Raw genomic sequence first — 11,992 nt, 5'->3', positions numbered from 1 at the left:
CGTCGGCGGCCTCGGCCGCCTGCAGCGCCGTGGAGACCATCGCCCCGTAGGTGATCAGTGTCGCGTCCGTTCCGGTGCGCACGACGCGCGCGAGTCCCATCGGCGGCGCGTCCGCGAGCGGCGCCTCGAGGTCGACCTCGCCTTTGTGATGGTACAGACGCTTCGGCTCGAAGAAGATCACCGGGTCGTCCGACGCGATCGCCTGACGGAGACTGCGGTACGCGTCCTCCGGGTTCGACACCGCGATCACGCGCAGTCCTGCCGTGTGCACGAAGTAGGCCTCCGGAGATTCGGAGTGGTGCTCGGCTGCGCCGATCCCTCCCGCCCACGGGATCCGGATGGTGATGGGCATCTTCACGCGGCCCTGCGTGCGGTAGTGCAGCTTCGCGACCTGGGCGACGATCTGGTCGAACGCGGGGTACACGAAGCCGTCGAACTGGATCTCCACCACCGGGCGGTAGCCGCGGAACGCCAGACCGACAGCAGTTCCGACGATCCCGGACTCCGCCAGTGGTGTGTCGATCACCCGCGCCGCGCCGAACTCGTCGAGGAGCCCGTCGGTGATGCGGAACACACCGCCGAGCTTTCCGATGTCCTCACCGAGGAGCACGACCTTGTCGTCGTCGCGCATCGCTTGACGCAGGCCCGCGCCGAGTGCTTTTCCGAGAGTGAGTTCGGTCATGCCGATGCCTCGCTCTCGAACGATGCGAGATACGCGGCGTACTCGCCGCGCTGACGCTCGAGTCCGGGGTGCGGCTCGGCGTAGACGCCGTCCAAGACCGCGAGGGGCGGGCGCGTCACCATGCCGAGGCATGCGGCGCGCATCTCCTTCGCCACGACGTCGGCTGCCGCCTGGGTCTCCGCCTGGTGCTCGTCCGTGAGGGCTCCGGTGGCGCGCAGGTGCGCTTCCAGTCGCACGATCGGGTCGCGCCGGCGCCAGGACTCGAGTTCGGCCTCGTCGCGGTACCGCGTCGGATCGTCCGCCGTCGTGTGCGGACCCATCCGATAAGTGACCGCTTCGATGTAGGCGGGGCCCTTGCCGGACCGTGCGTGCTCGAGCGCCCAGCGCATCGCCGCCATGCAGGCGAGGATGTCGTTGCCGTCGACGCGGACACTGGGGATGCCGAAGCCGGGTGCACGTCCGGCGATCGGATACTGCGACTGCACGGCGACAGGCTCGGAGATCGCCCAGTGGTTGTTCTGGCAGACGAACACGACGGGCGCCTGGTAGGACGCGGCGAAGATCATCGCCTCGTTGACGTCGCCCTGACTCGTCGCGCCGTCTCCGAAGTAGGTCACGGCGACCTCGTCGGCGCCGTCGTGCTGGATGCCCAGGGCGTAGCCGACGGCGTGCAGGGTCTGCGCGCCGATGATGATCTGCAAAGGAGCGACCCCGAGGGCGGCGGGGTCGTACGCGGCGCCTTCCTCTCCGCGCCACATGCGCACATAGTCGCCGGGCTGGGCGCCTCGCGCGTAGATGACTCCGGTCTCGCGGTAGCTGGGGAACACGAAGTCCTGCGCAGCGATGGCCCTCGCCGTGCCGATCTGCGTCGCCTCCTGGCCCTGGCAGGGAGCCCAGAGACCGAGCTGTCCCTGACGCTGGAGGGCGACGCCTTCTGCGTCGATCCGCCGGAGGATGACCATGTCACGCAGCAGGGAGCGCAGCTGCTCGGCATCGACGTCGGCGACGAAGGGGTCCAGCCGAGGGTTCGCGATGCGACTTCCATCCGGGTTGAGGATGCGCTCCGAGAGCTCCAGATCCTGGGCGGTGTCTGCGATGGGGGTGATCTGCGGTGACATCGTCGTCCTCCTCGTCCTCGGCGGCCCTCGTGAGGCTCCGCGCACTGATGCCAGCGTCATCACGGGCATGGTCTGAGAGTACGTCTGGTCAACACCTCGCTCAAGCATTCTGAAGCGGCTTGAGCATGTTGCTCAATTTGGGGGGATGAGGTGCTGCTAGGGTTTGGCACTATGCCAGGACTGGACCGCATCGATCTCGAGCTTCTCGCCGCCCTCGCCGACGACCCCAGGACCACCATCGTGGCGCTGGCGGAGAACTTGGGGCTCTCGCGCAACACGATTCAGGCGCGAATGGCGCGCTTGGAGCAGAGCGGAATCTTCCTGTCGTACGAGCGGTCGTTCTCGACCGATGTGCTCGGATTCCCGTTGCAGGCATTCGTCAGCATCGGCGTGCGACAGACCGAGCTCCCCCGCATCATCAACGAACTCGCCCGGATTCCGGAGGTCGTGCAGGCGCATGGCCTCAGCGGATCGATCGATCTGCTCGCACGTGTGGCCTGCCGGGATGCGCGCCACCTCTTCGACACCGACGCGCGGATCCTGTCGATCGAAGGCGTGGAACGCACCGAGACCTCACTCGCGATGGGCGAGGTGATCCCGTTCCGGGTCGCCGGACTCATCGGCCTCGCGCGACGGGAATCCTGAGGAAGCGTCGGATGGCCCCCGCCGCTTCGGCCGGGGTCTCATAGTGGATCAGATGCCCCACGTGCGCGATTTCGACCAGTGAGGCTTCGGGGAAGATCTTCGCCAGCTTCCGCTCCGCCTCGATCGGCGTGATGTCATCGCGCTCGGCCGCGACCAGCAACGTCGGGACCTCGATCTCGGGTGCGAACTCGCGGACGTCGTGGGAGACGCTCGCGACGAAGGCGTCGCGGAGCACGTCGCGGTCGGAGAACCGAGAGAAGTAGGTGTCGTGCTGGTCGTGGATGAACCGACGGAGTTCGGGGTCCTTCGTCTTGGCCATCGTGATGCTCATGACGCGGACGATGACCCGGTTGCGCAGCAGCGCGGTTCCGAAGGCCTCGGGGAGCCAGGCGCCGAGCGCGTAGTACAGCACCGCGAGACGGGTCATGAGTCCCTTCGGGCCTTCCAACGCCGGCGCCCCGATGGGGTTCAGCAGGATCAGACGAGGGGTCTGCAGTCCGCGCGCGACAGCCGCCGCCGTGACGATCGAGCCGAACGAGTGACCGAGGATCACGGCGCCCGGTGCGACCTCCGCGGCGAAGTCGGTGAGCCATCCGGCGTACTCGTCGAGATCGTGTCCGCGGCCGGGAAGAGGCGCCGACTCGCCGAAGCCGGGAAGGTCGGGGGCGACCACGCGAACTTCGGGGAGGTAGGCGAGAACCGGTTCGAGGCCGTGGTGCTCGCCACGGAAGCCGTGCACCGCGATGACCGTGGTCTCGGCGTCTTCAGGGCCGTACACCCAATATGCCGTGGTGGCACCGCGCACCTCGACCTCGTGGCGCTGCACGGGAAGGCGACGAAGACGGTCCGCGTAGGGAGATGGCACGGTCATGGTCCGAGTCTACGAGCCGCCGTGCGCCTTCTCCTGAATGTCCGCGGCCGGCCGTAGCGTGAGGGCATGCCATCCGGATCTCCGCTCCCCGCGTGGCTCACGCGCGTCGGTGTGTTCGACCTGGAGACGACGGGCGTCGACGTCGAGTCGGATCGCGTGGTCACCGCCTATGTCGGCGTGCTCGATGCGGGGGGACGCCAGGTCGCGGCTCGCTCATGGCTCGCAGACCCCGGAGTCCCGATTCCCGAAGGAGCGACCGCTGTGCACGGCATCACCACCATGCACGCACGATCGCAGGGAAGGCCGGCGCACGAGGTCGTCGCCGAGGTCACCGCCGCGTTGCGATCGTTGTTCGATCAGGGGGTGCCGGTCGTCGCCTACAACGCGTCGTACGACTTCTCCCTGCTCGCCTGTGAAGCGATCCGTCACGGAGTCGAGCCCCTGACAGACCCGGCCCCCGTGATCGATCCGCTCGTGATCGACAAGGCCTTCGACCGCTACCGTCGTGGCCGGCGCACGCTCGAAGTGGTGGCGGCGCACTATGCCGTGCCGCTGGAGAGCGCCCATGAAGCGTCTGCCGACGCCATCGCCGCCGGACGTGTCGCGCAGGCGCTCGCGCGTCAGTTCAGTCTCCCCGAATCTCCCGCGCAACTCCACACGCGTCAGATCGGGTGGGCCCGATCGCAGGCGGCGAGCCTCACCGAGTACTTCGTGAGCATCGGCCGGCTCGACCCCGATGACGCGCTCGACGGTAGCTGGCCCGTTCGATCCCCTTCCCCTCACACGGATTCCCCTCTCTCAGATTGACCGATCCCTCGAGCGCATCAGTGCTCTACGGCCGGGGTCCAGTTGCGGTGGGATACGCTCCGGGTGGTGCGCTTTCGAGTGGGATCGGGGCGCGAAGCACAAGGAGCAACCCATGCAGTTCACATCCGCCGATCTGGAGCGGGTGGAGTCCACGTGGCAGCAATTCGTCCCCTCCTCGTCGCTGCAGAAGGCGGACCCGCGGAGGTTCCGATTCGACTGGCGATCCGAGGAGCTCGAGACCGCGTCCCTGATCGACTATAGCCTCGCCGCGCAGGTGCATTCGCGAGCCGAGCCTCTGGAGCAGCTCCTGGTGTGCCGTGTGGAGGCTCCTGACGCGCGCGTCTGGTCCGGGCGGGAGTCGCTGGATGCGCAATCCGTGTGGATGTCGGATGGCACCGAGGTCGAGGCGAGATGGGACCGCTCCGCTCGCGTTCGAGCCGTCGTGTTCGATCATCAGGCGGCAGAGAATCGAGCGCGGCAGATCACCGGCGACGATCGCCGAGAGCTGCGCACCACCGGGCTCGTGCCGCACTCCGCAGCCGACGCCCAGCGCTGGGAGCGCATGTTCGCGTACCTCGACCAGTCCTTGGCTGCGGGAGACACGGACCCGCTGCTGATCGCCGAGCTCGAGCGTCATGCCTTGACGGTGACCCTCTCGGCGTTCCCGACGACGTTCACGGACTCGCTGCAGCGTCCGGCACAGCGCGCCGGCGCGCCTGCGTCCGTGCGTCGAGCACTCGCCTACATCGATGCGAACGCCCATCTCGCCATCACGATCGACGATGTCGCGGCCGCGTCCTACATCTCCACGCGGGGTCTGCAGTACGCATTCCGGCGCGCTCTCGACATCACGCCTGCCGATGCCCTGCGACGAGCGCGCCTTGACGGTGCCCAGCGCGATCTCCGCGATGGACGGCCGCTCCGTGGGCGAGATCGCTCGGCGATGGGGCTTCAGCAACTCTTCCCGGTTCACCGTGGCCTACCGCGAGACCTATGGGGCTGCGCCTTCACTGCCGTCTGCGTGACAGGGAACTAAGACTCTGTTCGCATCGGACGGCGCGTCCCGTCTCCGCGGGACATTGTTGGCTAGAGTTCGAATATCCCGGACCGCCTTCTCGGTCCTCCGAGCACGCCGTCGAGGAGAACCATGGTCTGTGCCCCGCACATCGTCGAATCGTCCCCCTGCTGATGGGCAGCCTCTACTACGGCGACGCGAAGACCCCGATCCAGATCGACGATCGCGCGCTTGCGCACCTGAAGGTCGTCATCGCCACGAAGCTCCGCCGCGATGAGAGCTTCACGCTCTCGTGGCGACACCCTGAAGGCGATGCGCCCGGTCGCTCGACGTTGTGGCTGCACCCCTCGATCCCGCTGCGGTTCGTGTTCCAGGACGCGGAGACGCCGGACCTGAGCCGGAGATGGATCGAGGAACTCGCGCACTCCGTGAGCTCCAGCGGTGGCATCACCCTCGTCGAGGAACACCTCGAGAGCGTCCACGCCGACTGACGGCGCCCGACACCCTCCGGGGTCGACGCCGCCAGCCGACCGGTTCACACCGCGTCGTCGCCGGTGGAGCTCACGGAGCGACGAGTCGTCGGTGCTCCCGTCGCGGGGTCGACGACGGTGCGCGAGACCGTCTCCGTCCGACGACGACGCGCCAGCAGGACGATGCCGAGCAGGAATATGACCAATCCTGCGCCCATCAGGATGTAGCCGACCATGTCGAGGTCGACCCAGGCGACGTCGACATTGATCGCGAAGACGAGGATCGCCCCGATCACGAAGAGCGGGATTCCGCTGCCGATGCTCATGGTGCCTCCCGTTCTGCGGCGCGGTGCCGCACCTTCGAACAATGGCGCGGTGTCCAGCCGGGCGGGAGGGGCTTGACAGCCGACGAACCGTGCGTTCGGGTGGGTTTCCGGCGAGCCCCTGCCACCGGTCGACCTGCCGTCGTGCAGATGCCGTGACGACGATCGCGAGACCTGCCACCTGTCGGACACGCGAGAATGGTGGAGAAGGGATGGTCAGATGAGTTTCGCCCCGTTGAGGTCCACGCACCGCAATCTGTATTCCTGGTTCGCCACGCGCCCTGATCTGTTCGCGTCGGAGTCGTCACCGCGCAAGAGGGCGGTCTGGACCGTCGTCGCCGTGGTCATGGTCGTCTTGTCACTGACGGTCTACCTCAATGCGGAGGCGACAGTTGAACTCCTCGGCGGCCGGGTGAAGGGCGGCCTGGCGATCGCCGGCGCGTTCGCGCTCCCGCCGGTGCTGGTGGTCGTCAGCATCGTGATGATCTTCGTCGGCTCTCGCCGATGGCGGGTCAAGGGTGGTGGTGTGCTGACGAATCCGGTGATCTACGGCGTCGACGGCTCGTTCCCGATACGCCCGCTTCTCGAGACGATCCGGAACGGGCACACCGACGCTGCCGAGATCACCGAGGGTTTCGCTGCTGCGCAGGACAGCCTCGGAGACGACCTGCTCCTCTACATCTGGTCATCTGACGCTGATCGGGTCATGTACGTCGGTGTACTCCGGGTCGACGGCGACGCGGTGTGGTTGGACGAACAGCCTTTCCGTGTCGACGGGTCAGACTACTTCGACGCGAAGGCTCTCGCCGTGGCCGCCTCGCGGCGCCCGCCCCGCGTGGCAGGCCCCTGACCACGCCTGTTCCGGCCGGGTACTGGCTCAGCGCACAGCGACGAGGAAGACCCGATCGCAGACCTCACGGCGCAAGCGGCTCTCGAACTCACTGCCGTCGGCCATCAACGGTTGCCGCTCTTGCGTGAGAGCTCGGCGCCCTGAGGCGTCTCGTACATCGCCGTGAGCCCCTTGGGCAGGAAGGTGAACTCGATCCGAGCTCCGCCGGCGACATCCCAGTGCGCAGCCACGGTGTCCTCGAAGTCCGTCTTCGTCGGCGTGCCCCAGCGGCTCTCACCTTCGCGGACCATCAGCGTGAACGTGTCGCCGAGGAAGGCCGTGGATTCCGGCGTCACATCGCGGATCGTGTCGGACACGTCGAGACTCAGATCCATCATCACGTTCTTGTGGTCGATCATCATCACATCGGTGACCGTGAACCCCGACACGGTGTTCATCAGGTAAGAGGTGCCGTCTTCGACCTCGATCGTCCACCCGAAGCGATCGACGGCCAACTTCTGCGCCTCGTCCCGCGTCAGCGGCCAGGACGCGCTCGCCCAGAATTCCATGGTGTCGCACAGCTCAGCGGCATTCATCGCCTTCCACCCCACGGCTTGGAGCGGGTGGCGCGTCGCCGTCGCGTCGAGCCCTTCCGCATCGACCCAGCGCTGCCAGCCGTCACGGACGTTCCCGTCCCACCCGTCGCCCCAGACGAAACGACTGTCGGAGGTCCCGATGAGCACCTGTCCATCGCGCATCTGACTCGCCTGGTACTCGCCGCCATCGAGCCGCACTATCCACCACCAGCGGGCGAGCTAATCCACCACAGAGATCGGCACCCGGATCAGATCGGCAGAGTCCGCACGGTCGACCGACACTTCAGGGGTCCCAGCGGGCACATCCGCTCGGCGCGCGGTGACATAGTCGACAGGGGCGCCCAATGTTCCGGCCTGCGTGATGGACAGGAGTGCGACCTCGACACCGCCGATGTGGCCGAAGAGCCCCGGTGGGTGAGCCGTGCTGTGTTCTGTCATCGTCTTCCTCAGGGCGGGGCTTCAGCCATGGTGCCGGCACGGGAGTGCGGGCGGTGGTGTGGCGCTCGGCGAGAGTTCGAGTAGGGCGGGCGGGACTTGAACCCGCGATCGTTGGGTTATGAGCCCACTGCCTTAACCAGCTTGGCCACCGCCCCGTACCCTTTCAGCCTAGCGGCCGGGCGCTCACACCCGCGTAGCCGCGGAATGCGTCTGCGAGTGCCCGAGGTAGATGTCGGCGTTGGCGATGAGCCCCGCGCGTTCCTCGTCGGTGAGGGCCCGTCGCACCTTCGCGGGGACGCCCGCGACGAGAGAACCGGGAGGGATCTCCGTCCCTCCGAGCACGACCGCTCCCCCCGCGATGAGGCAGCCGTCACCGATCACCGCACCGCTGAGGATGACCGATCCCATCCCGACCAGTGTGCCGTCGCCGATCGTGCAGCCGTGGACGACCGCGTTGTGGCCCACCGACACCTTCGAGCCGATCACGACGGGGTGACCCGTGTCCACGTGGACCGAGACGTTGTCCTGCACGTTGGAGCCCGGTCCGATGACGATCCCCGCGGAATCTCCCCGGAGGACGGCGTTGTACCAGACGCTGCATCCGGCGGCGAGGGAGACGTCGCCGACGATGCGCGCGCCGTCGGCGACGAACGCCGTCGCGTCGATCGACGGTGTGGTGTTCGGCAGGGAGAGGACAGAGGCTCCGGACGCGATGCTCATGAGGGGAGACTACCCTCACTTCCGCGGAATCACGCGGAAGTGAGCCGAGCCTCAGCTTGCTTGCGGAATGTCTGAGGCTGAGTAGCGTTGTCTCCAACAGATACGAGTAACCGTTCCGGAGGAGCACAAGATGAGCAAGGCACAGACCGTTTCCACTACCGCCATCGACCCGACCGTGGCTGCAGGGGCGGCCCAGTTCCTCTCCCCTGTCGTCCTCGGCCTGCAGGCGCTGACCGTCAACGGCAAGCAGGCCCACTGGCACGTGCGTGGCGCGAACTTCATCGGCGTCCACGAGCTGCTCGACACCATCGTCGCCCACGCCGGCGACTTCGCCGACACGGCCGCTGAGCGGATCGTCGCGCTGGGACTCCCGATCGACGCACGAGTGAGCGCTGTCGCCGACAAGGCGGGATCCACCTCGGTCGCGGCCGGCTTCGCCCAGTCCGACGAGCTGATCCGCGCCGTCATCTCGGACATCGACGCCATCCTGGTCGACGTCAAGGCGGCTGTCGAAGGCCTCGACGAGGTCGACCTCACCAGCCAGGACGTCGCGATCGAGATCCAGCGCGGTCTCGAGAAGGACCGTTGGTTCCTCGTCTCGCACATCGCTGCGTGATCTCAGATATCGCCTGACCTGAGAAGGGGCGGTGCTCGGTCCTCCGAGCACCGCCCCTTCTTCGTACCAGCAACGATCAGAGGACGTGTGTGACGTACCCCGCGAGAAGGGTGGAGACGATGGGCATGGACCGCAGCCCCTCCCCCGTCGCCGCTCGAGGATCCGCGGCGCACAGCACGATGTCGGCGGGTTCGCCGGGACGCAGCGACGAACGAACGCTCGCCTCGAGCGCCTGGTCGACGGTGATCCGCTCCTCCGGATGCCAGGCGGCCCGATCGTCGTCGGTACGCGACACCGCGGCTGAGATGGCGTGCCAGGGGTCGAGCTCGGCGACGGGTGCATCCGACCCGAAGCGCAACTGCGCACCGGCGTCACGCAACGAGGCGAGCGGGTAGCCGATGGCGGTCTGCTCGGCCCAGTGACGATCCACCAGGTCGCGGTCGTCCACGGCATGCTGCGGCTGGACGCTGGCGATCACGCCCAGACGGGCGAAACGGGCGAGATCGGTGTGCCGCACGAGCTGCACGTGCTCGATCGAGCCGACGGCGCCCGTCGTGGTGAACGCGTCGAGAGCAGAAGTGATCGCCCGGTCGCCGATCGCGTGCACGGCCACGCCGAGCCCCGCACCGGTCGCGCGGGTGAGGAGTGCGACGAGCTCGTCCGACGGCACGGTGAGCATCCCGAAGTTGTCGGGATCGCCCGGATACGAGTGCGAGCACGCTGCCGTTCGTGTGCCCAGAGAACCGTCGGTGATGACCTTGAGAGGTCCGACATGCACGAGCCCTCGTGCTGGTGCCGGGACATCGCCCTCTTCGCGGAGCTCTCCGGTGCGCAGCCCGGCACTGATCGCCCGTTCGAGGTCGGAGGGGTACATCGCGAACTCGACGCGATGCGAGGAGAAACCGTCCTGGACCCGCCGCGGCCAGGCTTCCGCACTCCACGCCATGTCGAAGTCGACGAGCCCGGTGATACCGCGTGCGGCCGCCTGTTCGCCTGCACGCATGATCGCGCGATCGCCGTGGGCTGAGTCGACGGCGTTGAGGCGCCGCGAGATCTCGAAGGCGTCGGTCTCGCGCAGCACGCCGTCCTCACTGCGGAAACCTTCGCGCGCGAGAGCCGTGCTGTTCAACCAGACGCTGTGGACATCGGCGTTGACGAGATACGTCGGAACATCGCCGGTCGCGGCGTCCAGGAGCTCGAGGGAGGGTCGATCCGACCATCCCATCACGGCCGAGGCTCCCGACGTTCCGATCGAGCGGAACAGCGCGTTCAGGCCGTTCGATGCGCCGGTCTCGTTGGCCGGGACCGAGCGCATGATGATCATCGGCATCGCGGCGAACGTGAACCCGATGCCCACGCCGATCAGCAGGTTCGCGACGAGGACGTGCCACACCTCGGAAGACCACAGCAGCACGAAGACGTAGGCGAGCACGATCGCGGTGGCGCCGACCGTGAACAGCGGGCGCGGACCCACGGTGCGCTCCAGCCAGCCGGAGAGGGCGAGATCACCATCATCACGAGGCCCGCAGGCTGGGCGAGGAGGGCGGCGACCGGCATGCCGATCGCTCCGCCGACGCCCATGGTCGCGCTCATGAGGGCCACGGCGGTGCCGAGCCGTTCCGGAGGCAGCACGTCGCGCATGATGGCGATGCCGAGCGGGACGACCCCCGTCACCGCACCCTGGAGTGCGCGACCGATGATGACTCCGACGATCGAGCCGGAGACCGCGGCGATCACGGAGCCGAGGATCAGGATCGCGAGCAGCGCGATCACGACCCGGCGCTTGCCGTACATATCGCCCAGCCGGCCCGAGATGGGGGTGGCGACGGCGGCGACGAGCAGCGTGATGGTGACGACCCAGGTGGTGTCCTCGCGGGAGGCGTTCAGCAGCTGCGGGAGCTCGGCCTGCAGTGGGACGACGAGCGTGAACATGAAAGAGGAGCACAGGCCCGCGAAGGCGAGCACGGCGACGATCGCCCACTTGGGTGGGGTCCGGGAGAGACGTTTCCTGGCTCTGTCCTCGCTCGCACCCACCGACTCAGGCTATCGGCGATCGAGTGGCGCGGGGTCGAACACCCGGGCTCGATCGACCGGGTGGCACGCGGTCCGTGATTGCATGGGGAGATGAGCGACGACGCCACGATCGACCAGCATCCCGCCGATTCCGCGTTCCACCGCAGGCTCCCGATCGGCGAGGCACTCGACGCCTCCGCCGTCGCCGAGGGACTGCCGTGGGCCTTCGAGACGATCACGATGCGACCGCTTGAACCGATGCTGGTGCCGGAGAAGCCCCGCGGCGGCGAGCTGGACCCGGCCGAATGCGGACCCTGCGCCCCGAGCGAGTTCACGATCTGGCACGACGAGCACTGGCAGGTGCGCGCGGGGTGGGAGATCGGAGGGTTGCCGTTCATCGGCGCGATCGCCCCGCGTGAGCATTGGCTGCTCGAGAACGCGTCGGTCGAGGTGCTCGCGGCGCTCGGGCCCCTGATGCAGCGGGTCTCGCAGGCGGTGAAGAGCGTCCCCGGTGTCGCGCGGTGTCACTTCGGGCGGTGGATTACGCCATGAGAGATGTCACACGACGGGGTCTGGCCTTGTCATTGGTGCTCAGCGGCGTCGCGGGGTATGTGGATGCGATCGGGTTCATCGACACCGGCGGCTTCTTCGTCTCTTTCATGAGCGGCAATTCGACCCAGGCCGGTGTGGACATCCTCGAGCAGGGATTGGCGTCGTCGCTTCTGTGATACTCGGCTGGAAGTCCAGCTCGATGACCGGGGACTCCGCACTCGCGGAAAGCCCCGTTGAGGAACCTGCGACCGCAGCAACGAGACGCTGTGAACCGGGAGTGGAATACAGGTCGAGGGC

Annotated in this window: 15 protein-coding genes, 1 tRNA gene and 1 pseudogene; 8 read left to right on the top strand and 9 right to left on the bottom strand. The window is 67.6% G+C overall.

Going from position 1 to position 11,992, the window contains the following annotated elements; all coding sequences use genetic code 11:
• Together KZA10_RS01590 and pdhA are read right to left on the bottom strand one after the other, a co-directional pair.
• Positions 1-682, bottom strand: a 682-nt coding sequence (locus KZA10_RS01590; RefSeq protein ID WP_218681996.1) for an alpha-ketoacid dehydrogenase subunit beta, incomplete at its 3' end; no start/stop codon positions are given.
• Positions 679-1,800: a pyruvate dehydrogenase (acetyl-transferring) E1 component subunit alpha gene (pdhA, locus tag KZA10_RS01585; protein ID WP_141386044.1), complete on the bottom strand. Its 1,122-nt coding sequence runs from the start codon at positions 1,798-1,800 to the stop codon at positions 679-681. The genes pdhA and KZA10_RS01590, both read right to left, overlap by 4 nt.
• A 171-nt stretch (positions 1,801-1,971) precedes the next feature.
• On the opposite strand from pdhA, the gene KZA10_RS01580 reads away from it, so the two are divergent.
• Complete coding sequence (locus tag KZA10_RS01580) at positions 1,972-2,445, top strand: Lrp/AsnC family transcriptional regulator (RefSeq protein ID WP_017830653.1); 474 nt, start codon at positions 1,972-1,974, stop codon at positions 2,443-2,445.
• Here KZA10_RS01580 and KZA10_RS01575 read toward each other — a convergent pair.
• On the bottom strand, positions 2,417-3,316 hold the full coding sequence (locus KZA10_RS01575; protein ID WP_218681995.1) for an alpha/beta fold hydrolase: 900 nt from the start codon (positions 3,314-3,316) through the stop codon (positions 2,417-2,419). The two genes, KZA10_RS01580 and KZA10_RS01575, sit on opposite strands and share 29 nt — an antisense overlap.
• A gap of 66 nt (positions 3,317-3,382) precedes the next feature.
• Between KZA10_RS01575 and KZA10_RS01570 the strand changes: the two genes are divergently transcribed.
• The 3 genes from KZA10_RS01570 to KZA10_RS01560 all read left to right on the top strand — a co-directional run bounded on the left by KZA10_RS01570 (position 3,383) and on the right by KZA10_RS01560 (position 5,629).
• Positions 3,383-4,123, top strand: a complete 741-nt coding sequence (locus tag KZA10_RS01570) for a 3'-5' exonuclease (RefSeq protein WP_218681994.1) — start codon at positions 3,383-3,385, stop codon at positions 4,121-4,123.
• A gap of 112 nt (positions 4,124-4,235) precedes the next feature.
• Positions 4,236-5,159, top strand: coding sequence for an AraC family transcriptional regulator (locus tag KZA10_RS01565; RefSeq protein ID WP_256934274.1), 924 nt, complete (start codon positions 4,236-4,238; stop codon positions 5,157-5,159).
• Positions 5,160-5,311: 152 nt separating this feature from the next.
• Entirely contained in the window at positions 5,312-5,629 is a 318-nt protein-coding gene (locus KZA10_RS01560; RefSeq protein ID WP_218681993.1) for a hypothetical protein, read from the top strand.
• Positions 5,630-5,673: 44 nt separating this feature from the next.
• Here the strand turns inward: KZA10_RS01560 and KZA10_RS01555 are convergent, their stop codons facing one another.
• Positions 5,674-5,934, bottom strand: a complete 261-nt coding sequence (locus KZA10_RS01555) for a DUF6458 family protein (RefSeq protein ID WP_218681992.1) — start codon at positions 5,932-5,934, stop codon at positions 5,674-5,676.
• 217 nt (positions 5,935-6,151) lie between these two features.
• On the opposite strand from KZA10_RS01555, the gene KZA10_RS01550 reads away from it, so the two are divergent.
• On the top strand, positions 6,152-6,781 hold the full coding sequence (locus tag KZA10_RS01550; protein WP_218681991.1) for a hypothetical protein: 630 nt from the start codon (positions 6,152-6,154) through the stop codon (positions 6,779-6,781).
• A gap of 104 nt (positions 6,782-6,885) precedes the next feature.
• Here the strand turns inward: KZA10_RS01550 and KZA10_RS01545 are convergent, their stop codons facing one another.
• From KZA10_RS01545 to KZA10_RS01530, 4 genes are all read right to left on the bottom strand, one after another.
• On the bottom strand, positions 6,886-7,518 hold the full coding sequence (locus KZA10_RS01545; protein WP_218681990.1) for a DUF6301 family protein: 633 nt from the start codon (positions 7,516-7,518) through the stop codon (positions 6,886-6,888).
• Between the two features lie 57 nt (positions 7,519-7,575).
• Positions 7,576-7,794, bottom strand: coding sequence for a hypothetical protein (locus KZA10_RS01540; RefSeq protein WP_218681989.1), 219 nt, complete (start codon positions 7,792-7,794; stop codon positions 7,576-7,578).
• Between the two features lie 81 nt (positions 7,795-7,875).
• A tRNA-Ile gene (locus KZA10_RS01535) sits at positions 7,876-7,949 on the bottom strand.
• A 28-nt stretch (positions 7,950-7,977) separates the two neighbouring features.
• Positions 7,978-8,514, bottom strand: coding sequence for a gamma carbonic anhydrase family protein (locus KZA10_RS01530; RefSeq protein WP_218681988.1), 537 nt, complete (start codon positions 8,512-8,514; stop codon positions 7,978-7,980).
• Between the two features lie 130 nt (positions 8,515-8,644).
• On the opposite strand from KZA10_RS01530, the gene KZA10_RS01525 reads away from it, so the two are divergent.
• Entirely contained in the window at positions 8,645-9,130 is a 486-nt protein-coding gene (locus KZA10_RS01525) for a Dps family protein (protein WP_017830662.1), read from the top strand.
• 76 nt (positions 9,131-9,206) lie between these two features.
• Here KZA10_RS01525 and KZA10_RS18655 read toward each other — a convergent pair.
• A pseudogene (locus KZA10_RS18655) lies at positions 9,207-11,164 on the bottom strand (MFS transporter).
• A gap of 90 nt (positions 11,165-11,254) precedes the next feature.
• Between KZA10_RS18655 and KZA10_RS01510 the strand changes: the two are divergent.
• On the top strand, positions 11,255-11,695 hold the full coding sequence (locus KZA10_RS01510; RefSeq protein WP_218681987.1) for a hypothetical protein: 441 nt from the start codon (positions 11,255-11,257) through the stop codon (positions 11,693-11,695).
• The gene (locus KZA10_RS01505) at positions 11,692-11,871 is read left to right on the top strand and encodes a DUF1275 family protein (protein ID WP_218681986.1); all 180 of its coding nucleotides are present in this window, start codon (positions 11,692-11,694) and stop codon (positions 11,869-11,871) included. The genes KZA10_RS01510 and KZA10_RS01505 overlap by 4 nt, the downstream gene beginning before the upstream one ends.
• Positions 11,872-11,992: the final 121 nt, after the last annotated feature.

The sequence above is a fragment of the Microbacterium sp. BF1 genome, assembly GCF_019279095.1.
Classification (GTDB): domain Bacteria; phylum Actinomycetota; class Actinomycetes; order Actinomycetales; family Microbacteriaceae; genus Microbacterium; species Microbacterium maritypicum.
Note: the sequence above shows the minus strand (reverse complement) of the source record. Positions and strands in the feature narration are given on the sequence as shown.